Source organism: Streptomyces sp. (assembly GCF_036566765.1).
Lineage (GTDB): Bacteria > Actinomycetota > Actinomycetes > Streptomycetales > Streptomycetaceae > Streptomyces.
This window is the reverse complement of record NZ_DATCVQ010000160.1, coordinates 14619-31940: the sequence shown is the minus strand read 5'-3', so window position 1 is coordinate 31940 and position 17322 is coordinate 14619. Positions and strand designations below refer to the sequence as shown.

Below are 17322 nucleotides of genomic sequence, written 5' to 3'. Positions count from 1 at the left end.
GGCGCGGCGGCCGGCGGCGCGGCGGAGGAGACGCCCGCGCCGGCGACCGGCAGGGCGAGGGCGAGTACGAGTGCGGCGGCCGTGGCCGCCCGGGAAGGTGTACGCATGTCCAGGACGCTAGGCCGCCCGGGCACACGGCCGCGTCAGCCCGCGGTCCCCCTTCGAGGACCCGTCCGTACGACTGCGGTCTGACGCCCCGGTCCGGCCCCCGCGGGCCCGGCCCCCGCGCTCTCGACGAAAAGTTCCTCTTTTCCGTTTGATACCGGAACCGTATGGTTTGTGTGAGTGTCTTCTCCAGTGACACCACAGTCCCCACAGCACCAGGAAACGGGGGCGTCATGTTCCACCGCCAGGGCCTCGCGGCCGCCGCCGCGGGCATGCTTCTCGCCGCCGGGATCGGCGCCACGATCCCGGCCACCGCCTCCTCCACGCCGCAGTCCACCGCCACCGCCCAGTCGACCGCTCTCGTGGTCAACGCCCGGTGGGGCGGTCACGGCTCCTTCGACCGGCTCGTGATCGACGTGAAGGGCAAGATGCCGCCCGTCACGGTGAAGCCGGTCAAGGTCCTGCGGTACGACGGCTCCGGGCACAGGGTTCCGCTCGCCGGGAAGTACTTCCTGGAGATCAAGCTCTCTCCCGCCGCCGCCCACAACGACGCCGGACAGAACGTCTACAAGGGGCCCCGGCTCCTGAAGATCTATCTGCCCACTCTGAAGGGCCTCGCACTCACCGGCGACTTCGAGGGCGTCGTCACCTTCGGCACCGCATTCAACGTCAAACCCGTGTACAAGACGTTCACGCTGCACTCCCCGGAGCGCTTCGTCCTCGACGTCCGGCACCCACACGGCTGCCCCACCTGACCTGAGGAGTAAGGCCACCCACCGCGGGCCCGGCCACACCGCCGGGCCCGCCCTCTCTCCCCGGCCGCTCAGGCGAACGCACTCGTCTCCAGGTACACCGCCGTGCCCTCCCGGCGCGCCCGGTCGATCTGTGCGAGCCGGAGGAAGTTCCGCGGGGTCATTTCCCGCTCCCACTCGGCGAGAGTGAGCACGCGGTACTCGGTGTGCTCCTCCGGGTCCAGGACGACGCCCGCGATCTGCTCGTCGTCGAGCGTCCCGCCGTCGAAGATGAAGCCGATGTTGTTGGCGGGCCAGTCCTCACTGTGCGAGGCGAGGAAGTGCGCGCCCAGGAGCCGCGGCTCCCCCGCGAACTCGATCCCGGTCTCCTCCCGGCACTCGCGCACGGCCGTCTCCCAGGGCGTCTCGCCGGGGTCCATGTTCCCGCCGGGCCACTGCCAGGCCTCGGAGCCGTACACCGAGCGGAGCTGGAACGGCCGCCCCTCGGTGTCGGTGAAGTACAGGCAGGCGTACGCCGTCGCTCTCGGCAGCGTCGCGATGTACTCGACGGGCGGCAGCCAGGTCTTCGCCATGGGGCTCAGCTCTCTCTCGACAGGTCTCCCGGCCCATCCTCTCGGTCGGGCGGCCCCGATCCGGTCGCCCCGGCCCGCATCACCGGATCGTGTGATCAACTCGCGCCCGGCGAACTCGGCCTGCGCCGTCACGCGCGACCGGGCCCCGGCGTGCCCCGTCACTCCCCGTCGAGCGGCTCCAGATCCAGTCGGCGCATCAGCCGGTGCTCGTGGAACAGACGTCCCACCAGCGCTCCCCCGTAGACCACGAAGCCCACGCCGACCAGCCAGGACTGCAGCACCAGCACGGTGCCGAACTGCCCGTACGTCACTGCGTTCGACGCGATCAGCGGGGAGAAGACGAACTGCGAGAACACCCGCAGCCCGAGCAGTCCCAGCGCGGTGCCGACCGCCCCCGGCACCAGCGCGCGCCAGCGGATGCGGCCGCAGAGCAGGAAGCGCTGCGACCACCAGAAGAACAGGAAGGTGCCGACGAGGTCGGCCAGGGCCACCAGGGACGTGAGCGCCGTGGAGGACTCCTCCGGCTGAGGGGCCTTGACGAAGAGCAGCAGCGCAGCGACGAGGACGGCGAGCCAGACGACGTGCCGCCACATCGTGTGCCAGCGGGCGGTGGGCAGGTCCCATACCCGTTCGTACCCGGTCTGCACGGCGGATCCGAAGGTGACGCCGAAGGCCGCGAGCGCGGCGAGACCGAAGGCGGTGGTCCGCTGCAGCGCCTGGCCGGGTTTGCCGAAGAGCCGCTCCACCTCCTCCTGGGACACCTGGGACACGCCGAGCGCGTTCACCAGCCAGCGGGCGAAGCCCTGGCCGCTGGCGAGGTCGGCGGCGGCGACCACGATGAGGAGCGGGACGAGGGTGAGCAGGCTGAGGGCCGCGAAGCCCATCGCCCGGTGCATCAGCTCCATCTCCCGGCCCCGGTACCAGGCCAGTCCGACGACCGAGTTCAGTACGCGCTCGTGGAGCCGGTGGAACCAGTGGCCGTGCGCGGGCTCGGGACCGGAGGAAAGGGGCATGCTCGGTCGAGTACCCGTAAGCGGCGTCGACGTCTCCGTCGTGCCGCCGAACGGGTGTCGGGGCCGGTCGGAGCGAAGGGTTGGCGCAAACCGACCTCAGGGGCGGCCCACCGCACGTGGAGTCGCGGTGCGACGGGTCTCTCGGGTGCAGCGGTCCGGTGACGTGGAGTCGGCGCCGCCGGCGGGCAGGGCAGAGGTCGAGGCCTGGAGCGCGGCGCTCACCAGGGTCGCGAGCAAGTCGATGTCGGACCCTATGTCCAGACGTACCGTCACCCACCCCGAACCCGCCCGGAGTCGCACCGCGGTGGACCCGATCAGCGCCGGACGCAGTTTGGCGATCATCGCTCGGGTCAGGTGCACGTCGGCTTCGTGTTCGCCGTGGAAGTGGACGATCTCCTGCGTCGTGGTCCGCAGTCCGAGCTCCGCGCCGCAATGGGCACGGTCGGCGATCAGCGACGGCCAGCTCATCAGCCGTTCACTGGCGTGCCGGGCAGTGTTCATACCCGGATCGTGCCGCCCAGCGGGGGGCTCGCACAAGCGGGATGACCGAGCAATTCGCGCTGTAGGCACGCGTGTGCGCACCGGGGGGCGTACGGCTGCGCGAACGGGGACGTCTCGGGGCGGTTCGGCCCCGTCGATGGGTCAGACGACGGGGACGGGGCGACGGTCGCGGATGCGGGCGGCCAGGACGGCGACGTCGTCCTCGGCATGCCGGGCGTCGAGTCGGCGCAGCACCTCCTCGACGACCTGGTCCGGGCTGGCGCGGGGCGGCATGCTCAGGGCGGCCAGCCGGTCCAGGGAGACGTCGATGTCCTCGCCGCGCCGCTCCACGAGTCCGTCGGTGAACAGCAGCAGCGTCTCGGAGGGGGCGAGCTGGCGGGTGACGAGTTCGTAGCCGCCCACGCCGGTGCCGAGCGGCGGCCCGACGGGCACCTCGACGATCTCGGCGGATCCGTCGGCCCTGAAGACGACCGGCGGGAGGTGCCCGGCGCTCGCGAAGCCGGCCGCGCCGCGCGCCGGGTCGACCTGGACGAGCAGGCAGGTCGCGGGGCGCCGGGCACGGTCCTCGGCCACGACCGCGTCGAGCTGCCGCAGGACGCGGTGCGGCGGGAGGTCGGTGGAGGCGACGTCGCGCAGGGCGGAGCGGTACGCGTTCATGTCGACGGCGGCGTCGAGGCCGTGGCCCATGACGTCGCCGACGACGAGCAGGCTGCGGCCGAAGTGGAGCCGTACGGTCTCGAACCAGTCGCCGCCCACGAGCGTCCGCGGGCCGACCGGGAGGTAGCGGCCGGCGATTTCCAGGTTGGGGTGGGGGCGGCCGGGCTCGGCGACGAGGGCTCGCTGCAGGTGCAGGGCGGTCTCTTCGGTCGCGGCGAGCCGGCGGGCGTGGCCGAGGTGGACGGCGGCCAGGCGGGCGGCGGCGCGCAGGGTGGCGCGCTCGTGATCGGTGAAGGGGCCGGTGGCGCGGGCGGCGAGGAGGGTGCCGTGGAGCAGGCCGTGCGCGGCGAGGGGCGCCGAGACGGTGCGGGAGGCGTCGGAGGGGTCCAGGAGCTCGGGCGGGCCGGCCTGGGCAGCCCTGCGGGTGTCCCTCAGGGCGGCGGACGAGATCGCGGCGGACGAGGCCGCGGTGCCGGGCGCGAGGGCGTCCATGGGCTTGTCGTCCACCTCGACGGGCTCGGGGAGCAGGTCGACTGCCGCCGCGTCGCACAGCCGGTCGCGGAGGAAGGCGACCAGTTCGCGGCTGACGGAGGCTTCGTCGAGGGTCGCGCCTATCCGCTCGGCGGCCTCCTCCAGGGCCCGCAGCCGGTCCAGCACGGCCGTGTGCTCCTGGATCAGGGCCTCATGGGCACCCTCACGCTCCGACACGCCACCTCCACCTCGGCAGCCCTCCCCGAGCAGCTCCGACACAGCCATTCCACCAGCACCATGGGTCACCCGGCACACCGAACGGGTGACAGGGGATCGTTTCAGCAGGTCAAAGAGGCGCGACGGGGGTTCAGCCGGGGTAGCCGTGCCCTGTCATGCGCTCCGTACGGAGCATAAACCTGTTCGATCAAGGACTTCGATGCGAATTCGCAATGCCACCGCCGCCGCCCTGGGCGCGCTCGCCCTCGTCCTCGCCGTGCCGAGCTCGGCCTCGGCCGCCACCGGCGAGTTCACGTACCAGTACGTCGACGAGAACGGGGACCCGGCCGTGACCCTGCTGACCGACCCGCCGAGCGGCGAGTGCCTCACGCTGCCCGAGGTGGCCGACGAGGAGACCACTCCGCCCGCGCACTCGCCGCGGAACCGGACGGACGCGACGGCCATGGTCTTCACCGGCGCCGACTGCTCGGGCGACTTCTTCTCGCTCCGTCCGCACACCGGCTACGGCTCCGCGCGCCTGAAGCTGCGGTCGGTCGTCTTCTCCTGAGGCTGAGGCTCAGGGTCAGGCTCAGGGCGCGACGAAGAGGGCCGGGAAGCGGGGGGCCAGCCAGGGCTTGCGGCCCCAGCTCAGGGCTCTGCCCCGGGCCATGACTCCCCAGGGGCCGCTTCTCCCGAGGCCCATGAGAAGGAACGCGACGGGCTCGGTCAGGATCGTGCAGTCCGGGCGCTCCACCGGGCGGGCGGTGACGGTCACCGCGCCGTCCGCCACGGTGACGCCGAACCGGGCGCCGCCCCACAGCCGCACCGTGAAGCGGGCGGTCAGCCCGGCGACGGCGGCCGGATCGACGACCCTGGGCATGGCGGCGATCATGAACGGCAGCGTCAGCTCCACCCGGGCGCGGTCGATCATGTGCGGCCGGCCCAGGGCCCTGGCCAGGTCATAGCCGTGGCCGAGCATGTGGGTCAGGAGGTACGAGCCCAGGGTCGCCGGGTCCATCGAACCCATCGGGGTGACCAGGACCTCGTCCGGGTCCCGCTGCTCGACCGTCGTGAGGAAGGCGGCGGCCTGCCCCGCGATCATGTCGGCGAGCGGGCCGGCGGCGCGCTCCCCGAACTCCGCGAGCGCCCGGGCGTTGGCGTCGGCGATGCTGCCCGGCGTGCCGTCCCCGTGCGTGCGCTCCCGGCCCGCGGCCACGTCGGCCATCAGCTCGTTCGCCTGCGCGAGATGCGCCGCGGCCTCGCCGAACGTCCACTCGCAGCCGGGCACCGGCAGCCCGGTGTCGCCCGCGCCGCGCACCAGGGCCGCGATCTCCTCCGCGGTGTCGCGTATCGCCGCGCCGAGGCCGGGCGGCAGCAGGCTCGGCGGCTGCCCCGTCCGCCCCGCCGACCCCGTCGTCTCCGCCGCCGTCTCCTTCGACATCTCTGTCGACTCCTCCCTGGCCGCACGTTCCTCCGGCGGGTGACTCTGGCAGAGCATCCGCGTCCCGGTCGACCCCCCGGACCGACCGGCGTGACCTTCACCGCAAACAGCGGCGCGGCGTTGTGCGGCGACGGGGGCTGCTGATCAAGTACGGGGGCAGGGGCAGAGGGATTCGCGAGAGCCGGGGGAACACGCTGTGACAACAGGGGATTTCAGCTCCACCGGGTACTTCGGCTCGGTGGACGACGTGGCCGCCCGTCTGGCCGAGACCGGCTACCTCGCCTCGCCCGCGGTCGCCACCACCGTCTTCCTGGCCGACCGGCTCGGCAAGCCCCTGCTCGTGGAGGGCCCCGCCGGCGTCGGCAAGACGGAGCTGGCGAAGGCGGTCGCGCAGGTCGCCGACGCCCGTCTCGTACGGCTCCAGTGCTATGAGGGGGTGGACGAGTCCCGCGCCCTGTACGAGTGGAACCACGCCAAGCAGCTGCTGCGGATCACCGCCGGCCGGGGCGAGAGCTGGGACGAGGCGCGCACGGACATCTTCAGCGAGGAATTCCTGCTGGCCCGCCCGCTGCTGACCGCGATCCGCGGCGAGGAGCCGAAGGTGCTGCTCGTCGACGAGATGGACAAGGCGGACATCGAGGTCGAGGGCCTGCTCCTCGAAGTACTGAGCGACTTCCAGGTCACCGTGCCGGAGCTGGGCACGATCTCCGCGACGCGACGCCCCTTCACCGTGCTCACCTCCAACGCCAGCCGGGAGCTGTCGGAGGCGCTGCGCCGCCGCTGCCTGTTCCTCCACATCGGCTTCCCGGACGAGGAGTTGGAGCGCCGGATCGTCCGGATGAAGGTCCCAGGCATCGACGAGGCGCTCACCACGTCGATCGTGCGGGTGGTCGGCGCTCTGCGCGCGATGGACCTGCGCAAGGCCCCGTCGGTCGCGGAGACCGTCGACTGGGCCCGTACGCTGCTGGCGCTCGGCGCGACGACGCTGGACGAGACCGTGGTGCGGGACAGTCTCGGGGTGATCCTCAAGCACCAGGACGACATTCTGAAGGCCGCCGCCAAGCTCGACCTGGACGCGGTGTGAGCGCGGACCCGGGCGCGGGTGACCTCACGGACGCGGGTGGCGTCGCGGACCGGTTGACCGGGCTGGTCCAGGCGTTGCGGGCGCACGGGCTGGGGATCGGGCCGGGCGAGACCGTGGACGCGGGGCAGGCACTGGAGGTCCTGGGCTTCACGGACCGGGAGCGGATGCGGGAGGGCCTGGCAGCCACCTTGCTGCACCAGGAGGGCCATCGGGCGCTGTTCGACCGGGTCTTCGACCTGTACTTCCCACGGGGCGTCGGAATCCCGGACGGGCCGCAGCCAGACGCGGGGACGCCGGACACGGCGGAGCTGCGCGACCGGCTGGTCGCCGCGCTGGCGGCCGGCGACCAGGCGCTGCTCGGGCAGTTGGCGGCGGAGGCGGTGGGCGCGCTCGGCGGCTTCGGCTCGACGCCGGGGGCGGACGGCTGGTCCTCGTACCAGACCCTGAACCGACTGCGGCCGGAGACGTTGCTCGTACGGGTCCGGGCGGCGGTCCGCGCGGAACGGGCCGGCCGCTCGGGTGGCGGGGGCGGGTCCGGCCGAGGGGGCGGGTCCAGGGGGTCGGAGGGGACCGCGGAGTTCACCGACCGGCTGGAGGACGACGAGATCCGGCGGCGGATCGAGGCGTTCCGGGAGCGGGTGCGGACCGAGGCGCGGCGGCGGGTGGCCGAGCGGCAGGGCACGGACCGGGTGGCGCGGCGCGCGGTCGGCGGGACGGCGGAGAGCGTCGACTTCCTGCTGGCCGGACGTGCCCAACTCGACGAGCTGCGCCGTACGGTACGGCCCTTGGCCCGCAAGCTGGCCACCCGGCTGGCGGCGCGCCGCCGGAAAGCGGCCCGGGGCAGCATCGACCTGCGGCGGACGCTGCGCGGCTCGCTGTCCACCGGCGGCGTGCCGATGCGGCCGGTGCTGCGCCGGCGCCGGCCGGGGCGGCCGGAGCTGGTGCTGCTCTGCGACGTGTCGGGGTCGGTGGCGGGCTTCGCGAACTTCACGATGCTGCTGGTCCAGGCGTTGCACGACCAGTTCAGCAAGGTTCGGGTCTTCGCCTTCGTCAATCGCGTGGACGAGGTCACCCGGCTGGTGGCGCGTGCCTCCGCCGACCCTGCCGGTCTCGGCGAGCGGGTGCTCGCCGAGGCGACGCTCACGAGTTGGCACGGCCAGAGCGACTACGGCACGGCGCTGGGCGAGTTCGCGGAGCGGTACGCGGACGCGGTCGGTCCTCGTAGCGTCGTGTTCGTCCTCGGCGACGCGCGGACGAACATGAGCGACCCGAACCTGCCCGCTCTGAAGACGATCGCGGACCGTGCGCGGCGCGTGTACTGGCTCAATCCCGAGCAGCCGGCGCTGTGGCAGACCGGCGACTCGGTCGCGCTCACGTACGCCGGGCTCGTGGAGATGCACCCGTGTCGCAACGCCCGGCAGTTGGGGGAGCTGATCGCGCGGCTGCTGCCGGTGTGACGGGGGCCTGAGACCGGTTGGCCAGTAGCCGCCAATGGTGCCTGGCCCGTTCCGACCGAGGGAAGCAATGGATCACTCGACGTGATGTCGAGTGACGCTTCGTGACGGAAGGGGCGGGAGATGAGCGGGACGACAGGTACCGGGACGCATGCGGCGCAGGCACGGCGGCTGCGGGTGCTGCTGCTGTGCGAGGTCGGCGAGGGCGGGCAGGAGCAGTTCCTCGATGCGTACGAACGGGTGCGGCACGCGGTCGCGGAGGTGCCGGGGCATCTGGTCGACCAGCTGTGTCGGTCGACAGAGGATCCCGGCCAGTGGTTGATCACGAGTGAGTGGGAGAGCGCCGCCCGGTTCCACGCGTGGGTGGACAGCGCGGAACACCGGGAGATGGTCGCGCCGTTGCGGGCATGCGTCGTGGGCAGGCGCTCCCTGCGGTACACGGTGGAGCGGGAGACACCGCATCGGCCGCCGCCGGTCGTGACGCGGCATGCCGTCACCTACTCCGTGCGGCCCGGGAGTGGGCCTGCCGTGGCGAAGGTGTTCGGCTCCCGGGTGCCGCCGCCGGGGACGGCGTCGGACACCCGGCTGCGCAGAGCCTCGCTGTACCGGCACGGCGACCGGTTCTTCCGGACGGTGGAGATCGCGGGCGGGCCGGAGCACATCGGGCCGACGCTGGCGGCGATCGTCCGGCAGCCTCATGTGCGCGCGATCGAGGACGAGGTCCGGACCCACATGGTCACGGACGTCGACCTCGGCGACGAGGAGTCCGCGCGCTCCTTCTTCCGCCGGGCCGCCCTGCGGGCCGTACACCACCACACGGCGGACGGCGCGCACGGCGGGCTCCGACGGCACGTGCTTTTCTATCCCGTGCTGCCGGGCCGCGGGCCGATGCTCGCCGAACTCCTCGGCCGGCATGACCGGTCCACCGTCGGCGAGGCCACGGCGGCGCTGCGCGCGGCCACCGTGTACGCCGCCGAGGACATGGTCGTACGGAGCGTTGACCTGGACGTCCCGGCCGTCGACGCCCCAGGGCTCGCGGTGGGCGCCGGCGGCGGTGCGGACCTGGCCGGGCTGCTCGACCCGGGGCTGTGTCCTCACGACCTGTCGACGCGCGACGGACAGCTCGCCTTCCTCGACGCGTTCGACATGCCTCCCGTCACCGACTTCGTCGCCACGCCCGCCTGATTCCGGAACGGAGTTGGCCCACCATGACCGACGCCCCTCTCATCGTCAGCCTCGCCGACGTGGAACCCAACCGCAGGCGCGGCGGCGAGCTGTACACCCTCCTCTCCCCGCGCACGGTCGGCTCCGACAGCGGTTTCATGGGCGTCTCCTCGATCGCGCCCGGGGACCGGATCACCGAGCACTACCACCCGTACTCCGAGGAGTTCGTGTTCGTGGTGGCCGGGAAGCTGGAGGTGGATCTGGACGGGACCGCCCACCCGCTCCGTGCCGACCAGGGGATCCTCGTCCCGCGCATGGTCCGGCACCGGTTCCGCAACGCCGGGGACGTGACGGCCCGGCTCGTCTTCCACCTGGGCCCGCTCGCGCCGCGCCCCGAGCTCGGCCATGTGGACACGGAGCCGGACTCATGAAACGCAGGGTGGCGGTGACCGGCATCGGCGTGGTCGCGCCGGGCGGGATCGGCGTACCGGCGTTCTGGGAGCTACTGACCGCCGGCCGCACCGCCACACGCACGATCACGCTGTTCGACCCCGCGGGCTTCCGGTCCCGGATCGCGGCCGAGGTCGACTTCGACGCGCGGGCCGCCGGACTGTCGGCCGAGCAGACCGAACGGAACGACCGCTACGTCCAGTTCGCCCTCGTCGCCGCCTCCGAGGCACTGCGGGACGGCGGACTGGGGCCGGACCCGGGCGACGGGCCGTGCGTGGGGCTCGACGAGGGGGTCGATCCGTGGCGGGTGGGCGTGTCCATGGGAACGGCGGTGGGCGGCACTACCCGGCTGGAGCACGACTACGCGCAGGTCAGCGGGCGCGGCGCACGCTGGGCCGTGGACCCGGACAGAGCGGGGCCGTATCTGCACCGGGCGATGACGCCGAGCGTGCTGGCCGGTGCGGTGGCCGAGGAGTACGGGGCGCGGGGCCCGGTGCGCACGGTCTCGACGGGGTGCACGTCGGGCCTGGACGCGGTCGGGTACGCCCTGCACACGGTGGCGGAGGGCGCGGCGGACGTGGTGCTCGCGGGGGCCGCCGACTCGCCCATCTCGCCGATCACGGTGGCGTGCTTCGACGCGATCCGGGCCACGTCGACCCGCAATGACGACCCGGCGCGGGCCAGCCGTCCCTTCGACCGGGACCGGGACGGGTTCGTGCTCGGCGAGGGCGCGGCCGTGGTCGTCCTGGAGGAGCTGGAGCACGCCCGGCGGCGTGGGGCGCGGGTGTACTGCGAGGTGGGCGGCTTCGCGACCTTCGGGAACGCGCACCACATGACCGGGTTGACGGCCGAGGGGCTCGAGATGTCGCGGGCGATCGACCGGGCGCTGGGCGACGCCGGGGTACGGCCGGAGGACGTCGATTACGTCAACGCACACGGGTCGGGGACGGTGCAGAACGACCGGCACGAGACGGCCGCGGTGAAGCGTTCGCTGGGCGAGCATGCGGCGGCGGCGCCGATGAGTTCCATCAAGTCGATGGTGGGCCATTCGCTGGGCGCCATCGGGGCGATCGAACTCGCCGCGTGCGTCCTCGCCCTGGCGCACGGGGTGATCCCGCCGACGGCCAACTACGAGACGCCGGACCCGGAGTGCGACCTGGACTACGTGCCGGTGACGGCGCGGGAGGCGCGGCTGCGGACGGTCCTGTCGGTAGGCAGCGGGTTCGGGGGCTTCCAGTCGGCGGTGGTTCTGGACGGCCGGGGCCGCCGAGAGGCCGGGTGGGCGGCGTGACGGCGACGCGGGCGACGGGGACGGCGAGGACGCGGGCCGTGGTGACGGGGCTTGGCGTGATCGCGGCCACCGGGATCGGCGTCGACGCATTCTGGAAGAGCACGCTGGCCGGGGTGCGGGCGCTGGACCTGGTCGAGGAGCCGGGTTGTGCCGGGCTGCCGCTGCGGGTGGGCGGCGCGGTGCGCGGATTCGAGGCGGCCGACGCGGTGCCGGGTCATGTCCGGGTCCAGACGGACCGGTTCACGCATCTGGCGATGGGCGCGGCGGAGCTGGCGCTGGCGGACGCCGCGCTGCCGGACGCGGGCCCGGAGGCGTACGACACGGGTGTGGTGATGGCGGCGGGCCTGGGCGGGGTGACGTTCGGGCAGCGGGAGATCGAGCGGTTGTGGAGCCGGGGGCCGCGGGCCGTGGGGCCGTACCAGTCGATCGCGTGGTTCTACGCGGCGGCCACCGGCCAGTTGTCGATCCGGCACGGCTACCGGGGGCCGTGCGGGGTGCTCGCCGATGACGAGGCGGGAGGTCTGGACGCCCTGGCGCACGCGGCCCGGCAGTTGGGGCGGGGGGCGCGGTCGATGCTGGCGGGAGCCGCCGAGGCGCCGTTCTGCCCGTTCTCCGTGGTGTGCCAGCTGGACGCGCCGGGGCTGGGCCTCGGCGCCGATCCGGACCGGGCGTATCTGCCGTTCACCGCCGGCGCGGACGGGTTCGCCCCGGCGGAGGCGGGGGTCGTCCTGGTCGTGGAGGAGGGCGATGCGGCCGAGGAGCGGGGTGCGCCGGTGCGGGCGCTGGTGGGCGGTCATGCCTCGACGTTCACCTGCGGCGGGGACTGGGCCGCTTCCCGGGAGGGGCTGGCCCGGGCGATCCGGGGCGCGCTGCGGGCAGCCCGGATCGCGCCGGCGGAGTTGGGCGTGGTGTTCGCCGACGCCCTGGGCACCCCGGCGGCGGACCGGGCCGAGGCGCAGGCCCTGGCGGACGTGTTCGGTCCCGGCGCCGGCGGGATCCCGGTGACCACGGTCAAGCCGGGGACGGGAAGGGCGTACTGCGCGGCGGCGGCGCTGGACGCGGCGGCCGCCGTCCTGACCCTGGAGCACGGGGTGGTGCCTCCGGTGCCCGGTCTCGGCGGGGCCCGAATATGCCATGACCTGGACGTCGTCACGGATGTGGCCCGCGCCGTCGCGCCCCGCGCGGCGCTGGTGCTCGCCCGTGGCCTGTCGGGGTCCACCACGGCCCTGGTGCTGTGCCGGGCCGACGCGGAGTGACGCGCCACGCCGGAATCGACGACCGACGGAGCCACCGAAGCACCCCGAACCACCGAACCACTGCGGCAGAGAGCGAGGAAGCATGGGGAACACGAGTTTCGGCTATGCGGAGCTGGCCGGGCTGATGCGGTCGAAGGCCGGCGTGCCGGTCGACCCGGCGGTCCTGGAGGACGCGCCCGACACGGAGTTCGCGCAGTACGGGCTCGACTCGCTGGGCCTGCTCGGGCTGGTCGCCGAGCTGGAGCACATGTACGGCGTCGAGCTGGACGGCGGGGCGCTGGCGTCGCGCACCCCGCGGGAGTTCGTCGCGGTGGTGGGCGCGAGCCTGAGGACGGAGGGCTGACATGGCGGGACACACGGACAACGAGATCGTCATCGCGGCCCCGCCGGATCTGACCTGGGACCTGACCAACGACGTGGAGAGCTGGCCGAAGCTGTTCAGCGAGTACGCGGCGGTGGACGTGCTCGAACGGGACGGCGACAGCGTGACCTTCCGGCTGACGATGCACCCCGACGAGAACGGCGTGGCGTGGAGCTGGGTGTCGCGGCGGACCTGCGACCGGCGGGCGGGCGTGGTGACGGCGCACCGGGTGGAGACCGGGCCGTTCGCACACATGAGCATCCGCTGGGAGTACGCACCGACGCCGGACGGCCGGACGCGGATGCGCTGGATCCAGGACTTCGCGATGAAGCCGACCGCCCCGGTCGACGACGCGGCGATGACGGAGCGGATCAACCGCAACTCGCTCATTCAGATGGGGCTGATCCGGGACAAGGTGGAGGCGCTGGCGGCGGGGTCCGTCGGCCCGGCGGACGAGGACAGGGGGTGACGGGGTGCATCGGACGCTCATCGTCGCGCGGTTGAACGGCCAGAGCTGTGAGCGGATCGCGGACGTCTTCGCCGAGTCGGACCGGGGCGAGCTGCCGGGCCTGATCGGTGTCACGGGGCGCAGCCTGTTCCGCTTCGGCGGTCTGTACCTGCATCTCGTCGAGGGGAACCATCCGATCGCCCCGGAGGTGGCCCGTCATGTACGGCATCCGGCGTTCCGGGAGGTGAGCGCGCAGCTGGCCCCGTACGTCCGGGCGTACGACCCGGAGACCTGGCGGGGCCCGAAGGACGCGATGGCGGAGGAGTTCTACCGCTGGGAGGCCGGCCCGGGCGTCTGAGCGACCGGCGCGCCCGCTTGGTGCGGGCGGAAGACGTGGGGTTCCTTGGGCAGGCACGCCGGACACGACCCCCGAGGAGCCCCGCACCATGGACGACTACCGCATCGAGACCGTACGCGACGGCTTCCGGCGATGGACCGCCCGCAACGACCGGGGTGCGGAGGTCCGGATCGCGGCCGCGGACGACGAGGGCGCGCAGCCGTCCTTCACGCCGGTGGAGCTGCTGCTGGCGGCGATGGGCGGCTGCGGCGGCCTGGTGGTGGACCGGACCGCCCGCACCGTCGAACACGACGGTCTGCGAATCGTGGTCGAGTCGATGTCGGGGCCCGAGGACGAGGGCCGGGTGGGTCGGATCAGGGTCAGCTACGAGATGGAGTTGCCGGCGGGCGACGAGCAGGCCGCGGAGAAGTTCGCCCGCGGGGTGCGGCTGACGCACGAGCGGTACTGCACGGTCAGCCGCACGGTGGAGCACGGCGCGGCGGTGCAGGCGATCCTGCCGGACGGCACGACCGGCTTCGAGGGTGGCTGAGGACGGCGGGGCGTCACGCGTCCACCGGCCAGATCCCCCCGGCGTTCCGTTCGGTCGCCGCGTGCCACCAGCGGGGCGGCGAGGTTCCCGCGGGTCGTGAGGTCAGCTGCTCGGGATGCAGGCCCAAGGGCCGGAGCGCCTCGGCGCGCACGTGGACGTCGTACCAGCCGCGCCAGTGTCCGTCGGGCCCGGGGGCGCAGGCCAGGTCGAAGCCGACGTCGTCGGCGCGGAACGGCATCCAGTCGATGCCGCGCTCACGCAGTCAAGCGCGGAGGGCGGCGAGAGGCGCAGGGCAGCCGGGGAGGTTCTCGTACGCGGCGACGGTGATCCACTCGGGGCTGGGGAAGCGGGCGGAGGTCATGGCGTCCATGATGCCCGCTGAGCCGGGGGCCCCGCCTCCCCCGGGCCCCCGCTTCGCGACACGGCCCGGCAGCGTTAGCGTGGGGGCCATGGAACTCATGGGGCAGATCACCGCCGACCGTCCGTTGCTCGTGCTGGCCGTCAAGGAGGAGGCGCAGTTCCTCGACACGACGCTGCCCGTCCTGCTGACCGGCATGGGCAAGGTCAACGCGGCGACCGCCCTGGCCACCGTCCTCGGCCGGGACCCGCTGCCCTCCGGGATCGTGAACCTGGGCACGGCCGGGGCGCTGCGCCCCGGCTGGACGGGGACGCACGTCGTCGGGACCGTGATCCAGCACGACCTCGACGGCGAGCTGCTGGCGACGCTCACCGGCGAGATGTACGGCGCGCCCCTGTCACTGCCGGACGCGGACGGCCCGACGCTGGCGACCGGCGACGCGTTCATCTCGGATGAGTCCGCGCGAGCCCGCCTCGCGGAGCGTGCGGCGCTGGTCGACATGGAGGGCTACGCCCTGGCGACGGCGGCCCATCTCGCCGGCGTCCCGCTGCGGATCGTCAAGCACGTCAGCGACGAGGCCGGCGAGGGCGCGGCGCGCAGCTGGCGCGAGTCCGTCGCCGACTGCGCCCGCGCGCTCGCCGACTGGGCGGCCCGCCACGTCCCGCACCACTCCTGAGTCCTGAGTCACCGCCCGGGCCCGCGAACGGCCGGTCAGACGGGAACCGTGCGGAAGTGGGTGGTCAGCCGGCCCTGGTCGTCGAGCACGTGGAACGCGAGGGCGGGCGGCAGGTCCAGGTGGATGTGCGGCACCGACCGGCCGGGCTGCTCCCAGGGCAGCCGGAGCGCGGAGACGACGCCGGGCGCGACCAGCAGAGGACGCCCGGCGAAGGTCGTGGCGGCCGCGGTGTGGGCGTGTCCGGCGAGGAAGGCGGTCAGGTGCGGGTGGCGGCTCGCCAGAGCCGCGAGGCGCTCCTCGCCGAACTGCCGGATCTCGTCCACGTACGGCGTGTTCAGCGGCACCGGCGGGTGGTGGAAGCCCACCAGGACGGGCACGTCACGGGGCGTGCCGGTCAGCACGTCGTCGAGCCACTCCAGCGTCTCGTCCTCCAGGAACCCCTCGTCCTTCCCCGGCACGGACGAGTCGCACAGCGCGACGACGAAACCGTCCCCGCGGTGCACCTGGTTCACTGGCGCGTCCGGCCGACCGGCCTCCTCCTCGGCCCCGAGCAGCGCGCGCCGGAGGGCTCCGCGATCGTCGTGGTTCCCCGGGCAGACCAGCACCGGATGCCGGGAGAGCAGCAGTTCACGGACGATGTCGTACTCGGCCGGGAGCGCGTGGTCGGCGATGTCGCCGGTGACCAGCACGGCGTCCAGGTCGTACGGGACACCCTCCAGATACTCCATGACCGCCCGAGTGCGGGCGATGCTGCGCTGCTCTTCGTCGACGTGGATGTCGCTGACATGGGCGATGACGATCACGGATCACGTTCCTCGTTCGGCGCCTGCGGGTCGGGCCACCCGACCGTACGATCGTCAACGGGCGGATGGTAAGGGCCAGTTCCCGGTCGGTGGCCCCTACTCGCGGCGGAGGCCGGGCTGTCCCGCGCGCCGTTCGCCCCTCGACGCAGCCAGCACGGTGAACACCACGCCCGAGGGGTCGTGCGAGCCCTTCAGTTCCCCGGTCAGGAACTCCAGGCCGACGTCGCTGGCCTTCAGTTCTTCGGCCAGCGTCGCCAGTTCGATGCCGCGGCCGAGTCGCTTGTGTTCGTGGCCGACTAGGGTGACGCGGACACCGGGGGCGCGCAGTCCGCCGGCCAGCTTGAACGGCCTTGTCCAGCTCGGGCCGCTGGGTGGCGCGGGTGGAGATCTTCTCGGAGAAGATCCGGGTCACGCCCGCCTGGGTCAGCGAGTCGAGCTGGGAGTTCAGGGACTGGCGGACCGTGGACGTACGGGCGTACCCGAGGCGTACGTGACCGACCGGCTCGGTGCCGGCACCTGCGGGCCTGGGCAGCTCGGTCCAGACCGAGCCGGGCTTACGCACGGCAAGGGTCGGCACGTTCAACGCCTTGGCGAAGGCGTCACTTGCAGCCCAGCGGGCGTTGTCCGTGTCGGCGCCCAGCTCCCTCGCACGAGCCCGCTACCTGGTTTGGCCTGAACCCGGTCTTGGTGGGGGTCAGCCGGCGACGGAGACGGCGAAGGGCTTGAAGCCGTGTCGGCGCAGGATGTGGGGCACGACCAGGATCATGGCCTCGGTGGCGCGGGCCGTGGTGATGTCGCCTAGGTCCTCGATCCGTTCGGGCTGCCAGCCCAGGTCGCCGAGCAGGCCGGTGACGGTCCTCTTCGCCTGTTCGTCGTCGCCCGAGAGATAGGCGGTCGGTGGGGTGGCCAGGGTCTCGGGAGCGGTCATGACCATGAAAAGCATGGTGTTGAGGGTCTTGACGACATGGGTGTCGGGGAGCGCGGCCTGGAGCTTCTCGGCGAGGCTGCTGCCGGGATAGCACAGGTCGCCGGGCAGGCCGTCGCCAGCGTCGCGGGTGGCGTTGGAGACGTCGATGAGGATCTTTCCGGAGAGCTCGGTGCGCAGGTCGGTGAGGCGCTCCAGGGAGCTGTCGCCGGGCGTCGCGTTGATCACGATGTCCGTGGTGCGGGCGGTGGTGCGCTGGTCGGCGAAGGCGATCTGCGGGGCGAGCTCCATGGTGCGGGCGGCGGTGTCTTCGGGGCTGCGGCCACCGATGGTGACATGGTGTCCGGCTGCGGAGAGCTTGCCGGCGAGGTTGGTGCCGACGCGGCCGGCGCCCAGGATGCCGATGTTGGTCATACGGTGACGCTCCTTGCGGTATC

21 protein-coding genes and 1 pseudogene are annotated in these 17322 nt (G+C 73.1%); 13 read left to right on the top strand and 9 right to left on the bottom strand.

What is annotated here, in order from left to right:
- Positions 1-338: 338 nt before the first annotated feature.
- On the top strand, positions 339-860 hold the full coding sequence (locus VIU94_RS08595; RefSeq protein WP_331909265.1) for an AMIN-like domain-containing (lipo)protein: 522 nt from the start codon (positions 339-341) through the stop codon (positions 858-860).
- 68 nt (positions 861-928) lie between these two features.
- Here the strand turns inward: VIU94_RS08595 and VIU94_RS08590 are convergent, their stop codons facing one another.
- From VIU94_RS08590 to VIU94_RS08575, 4 genes are all read right to left on the bottom strand, one after another.
- Positions 929-1429, bottom strand: coding sequence for an NUDIX domain-containing protein (locus tag VIU94_RS08590; RefSeq protein WP_331909263.1), 501 nt, complete (start codon positions 1427-1429; stop codon positions 929-931).
- A 158-nt stretch (positions 1430-1587) separates the two neighbouring features.
- A complete protein-coding gene (locus VIU94_RS08585) occupies positions 1588-2442 on the bottom strand; it encodes a YhjD/YihY/BrkB family envelope integrity protein (RefSeq protein ID WP_331909261.1) in 855 nt (284 codons plus the stop codon).
- A 96-nt stretch (positions 2443-2538) separates the two neighbouring features.
- Positions 2539-2943, bottom strand: coding sequence for a luciferase domain-containing protein (locus tag VIU94_RS08580; RefSeq protein WP_331909259.1), 405 nt, complete (start codon positions 2941-2943; stop codon positions 2539-2541).
- A gap of 141 nt (positions 2944-3084) precedes the next feature.
- Complete coding sequence (locus VIU94_RS08575) at positions 3085-4308, bottom strand: PP2C family protein-serine/threonine phosphatase (protein ID WP_331909257.1); 1224 nt, start codon at positions 4306-4308, stop codon at positions 3085-3087.
- Positions 4309-4507: 199 nt separating this feature from the next.
- On the opposite strand from VIU94_RS08575, the gene VIU94_RS08570 reads away from it, so the two are divergent.
- On the top strand, positions 4508-4855 hold the full coding sequence (locus tag VIU94_RS08570) for a hypothetical protein (RefSeq protein WP_331909255.1): 348 nt from the start codon (positions 4508-4510) through the stop codon (positions 4853-4855).
- Positions 4856-4876: 21 nt separating this feature from the next.
- Here the strand turns inward: VIU94_RS08570 and VIU94_RS08565 are convergent, their stop codons facing one another.
- On the bottom strand, positions 4877-5728 hold the full coding sequence (locus VIU94_RS08565) for a maleylpyruvate isomerase family mycothiol-dependent enzyme (protein WP_331909253.1): 852 nt from the start codon (positions 5726-5728) through the stop codon (positions 4877-4879).
- Between the two features lie 196 nt (positions 5729-5924).
- Between VIU94_RS08565 and VIU94_RS08560 the strand changes: the two genes are divergently transcribed.
- From VIU94_RS08560 to VIU94_RS08515, 10 genes are all read left to right on the top strand, one after another.
- Positions 5925-6812, top strand: coding sequence for an AAA family ATPase (locus VIU94_RS08560; protein ID WP_331909251.1), 888 nt, complete (start codon positions 5925-5927; stop codon positions 6810-6812).
- Positions 6809-8269 (top strand): vWA domain-containing protein, encoded by a 1461-nt coding sequence (locus VIU94_RS08555; RefSeq protein ID WP_331909249.1) that lies wholly within the window; start codon positions 6809-6811, stop codon positions 8267-8269. The genes VIU94_RS08560 and VIU94_RS08555 overlap by 4 nt, the downstream gene beginning before the upstream one ends.
- Positions 8270-8389: 120 nt before the next feature.
- Entirely contained in the window at positions 8390-9451 is a 1062-nt protein-coding gene (locus tag VIU94_RS08550) for a SchA/CurD-like domain-containing protein (protein WP_331909247.1), read from the top strand.
- A 23-nt stretch (positions 9452-9474) separates the two neighbouring features.
- Complete coding sequence (locus VIU94_RS08545) at positions 9475-9861, top strand: cupin domain-containing protein (protein ID WP_331909245.1); 387 nt, start codon at positions 9475-9477, stop codon at positions 9859-9861.
- The gene (locus VIU94_RS08540; RefSeq protein ID WP_331909243.1) at positions 9858-11171 is read left to right on the top strand and encodes a beta-ketoacyl-[acyl-carrier-protein] synthase family protein; all 1314 of its coding nucleotides are present in this window, start codon (positions 9858-9860) and stop codon (positions 11169-11171) included. Before VIU94_RS08545 ends, VIU94_RS08540 begins: the two co-directional genes overlap by 4 nt.
- Positions 11172-11209: 38 nt before the next feature.
- The gene (locus VIU94_RS08535; RefSeq protein ID WP_331909241.1) at positions 11210-12427 is read left to right on the top strand and encodes a beta-ketoacyl synthase N-terminal-like domain-containing protein; all 1218 of its coding nucleotides are present in this window, start codon (positions 11210-11212) and stop codon (positions 12425-12427) included.
- Between the two features lie 82 nt (positions 12428-12509).
- The gene (locus VIU94_RS08530; protein WP_331909239.1) at positions 12510-12770 is read left to right on the top strand and encodes a phosphopantetheine-binding protein; all 261 of its coding nucleotides are present in this window, start codon (positions 12510-12512) and stop codon (positions 12768-12770) included.
- Position 12771: 1 nt separating this feature from the next.
- The gene (locus VIU94_RS08525; protein ID WP_331909237.1) at positions 12772-13257 is read left to right on the top strand and encodes an SRPBCC family protein; all 486 of its coding nucleotides are present in this window, start codon (positions 12772-12774) and stop codon (positions 13255-13257) included.
- A gap of 4 nt (positions 13258-13261) precedes the next feature.
- Entirely contained in the window at positions 13262-13594 is a 333-nt protein-coding gene (locus VIU94_RS08520) for a TcmI family type II polyketide cyclase (protein WP_331909235.1), read from the top strand.
- An 88-nt stretch (positions 13595-13682) separates the two neighbouring features.
- Positions 13683-14123, top strand: a complete 441-nt coding sequence (locus VIU94_RS08515) for an OsmC family protein (RefSeq protein WP_331909233.1) — start codon at positions 13683-13685, stop codon at positions 14121-14123.
- A gap of 13 nt (positions 14124-14136) precedes the next feature.
- Here VIU94_RS08515 and VIU94_RS08510 read toward each other — a convergent pair whose 3' ends face one another.
- On the bottom strand, positions 14137-14361 hold the full coding sequence (locus VIU94_RS08510) for a hypothetical protein (RefSeq protein WP_331909231.1): 225 nt from the start codon (positions 14359-14361) through the stop codon (positions 14137-14139).
- A 211-nt stretch (positions 14362-14572) separates the two neighbouring features.
- Here VIU94_RS08510 and VIU94_RS08505 point away from each other — a divergent pair, with 211 nt between their 5' ends.
- On the top strand, positions 14573-15157 hold the full coding sequence (locus tag VIU94_RS08505; RefSeq protein ID WP_331909229.1) for a nucleosidase: 585 nt from the start codon (positions 14573-14575) through the stop codon (positions 15155-15157).
- A gap of 35 nt (positions 15158-15192) precedes the next feature.
- Here VIU94_RS08505 and VIU94_RS08500 read toward each other — a convergent pair whose 3' ends face one another.
- From VIU94_RS08500 to VIU94_RS08490, 3 genes and pseudogenes are all read right to left on the bottom strand, one after another.
- Positions 15193-15960, bottom strand: a complete 768-nt coding sequence (locus tag VIU94_RS08500) for a metallophosphoesterase (protein ID WP_331909227.1) — start codon at positions 15958-15960, stop codon at positions 15193-15195.
- Positions 15961-16348: 388 nt separating this feature from the next.
- Positions 16349-16522: pseudogene (locus VIU94_RS08495) on the bottom strand (recombinase family protein); the annotation flags it as partial.
- A 132-nt stretch (positions 16523-16654) separates the two neighbouring features.
- On the bottom strand, positions 16655-17299 hold the full coding sequence (locus VIU94_RS08490) for an NADPH-dependent F420 reductase (protein ID WP_414720910.1): 645 nt from the start codon (positions 17297-17299) through the stop codon (positions 16655-16657).
- Positions 17300-17322 lie beyond the last annotated feature (23 nt).

Coding starts and splice junctions, on each gene's coding strand:
- VIU94_RS08595 (WP_331909265.1), top strand. CDS start 339: ATGTTCCACCGCCAGGGCCTCGCGGCCGCCGCCGCGGGCATGCTTCTC.
- VIU94_RS08590 (WP_331909263.1), bottom strand. CDS start 1,429: ATGGCGAAGACCTGGCTGCCGCCCGTCGAGTACATCGCGACGCTGCCG.
- VIU94_RS08585 (WP_331909261.1), bottom strand. CDS start 2,442: ATGCCCCTTTCCTCCGGTCCCGAGCCCGCGCACGGCCACTGGTTCCAC.
- VIU94_RS08580 (WP_331909259.1), bottom strand. CDS start 2,943: ATGAACACTGCCCGGCACGCCAGTGAACGGCTGATGAGCTGGCCGTCG.
- VIU94_RS08570 (WP_331909255.1), top strand. CDS start 4,508: ATGCGAATTCGCAATGCCACCGCCGCCGCCCTGGGCGCGCTCGCCCTC.
- VIU94_RS08565 (WP_331909253.1), bottom strand. CDS start 5,728: ATGTCGAAGGAGACGGCGGCGGAGACGACGGGGTCGGCGGGGCGGACG.
- VIU94_RS08550 (WP_331909247.1), top strand. CDS start 8,390: ATGAGCGGGACGACAGGTACCGGGACGCATGCGGCGCAGGCACGGCGG.
- VIU94_RS08545 (WP_331909245.1), top strand. CDS start 9,475: ATGACCGACGCCCCTCTCATCGTCAGCCTCGCCGACGTGGAACCCAAC.
- VIU94_RS08540 (WP_331909243.1), top strand. CDS start 9,858: ATGAAACGCAGGGTGGCGGTGACCGGCATCGGCGTGGTCGCGCCGGGC.
- VIU94_RS08530 (WP_331909239.1), top strand. CDS start 12,510: ATGGGGAACACGAGTTTCGGCTATGCGGAGCTGGCCGGGCTGATGCGG.
- VIU94_RS08525 (WP_331909237.1), top strand. CDS start 12,772: ATGGCGGGACACACGGACAACGAGATCGTCATCGCGGCCCCGCCGGAT.
- VIU94_RS08515 (WP_331909233.1), top strand. CDS start 13,683: ATGGACGACTACCGCATCGAGACCGTACGCGACGGCTTCCGGCGATGG.
- VIU94_RS08510 (WP_331909231.1), bottom strand. CDS start 14,361: ATGCCGTTCCGCGCCGACGACGTCGGCTTCGACCTGGCCTGCGCCCCC.
- VIU94_RS08505 (WP_331909229.1), top strand. CDS start 14,573: ATGGAACTCATGGGGCAGATCACCGCCGACCGTCCGTTGCTCGTGCTG.
- VIU94_RS08490 (WP_414720910.1), bottom strand. CDS start 17,299: ATGACCAACATCGGCATCCTGGGCGCCGGCCGCGTCGGCACCAACCTC.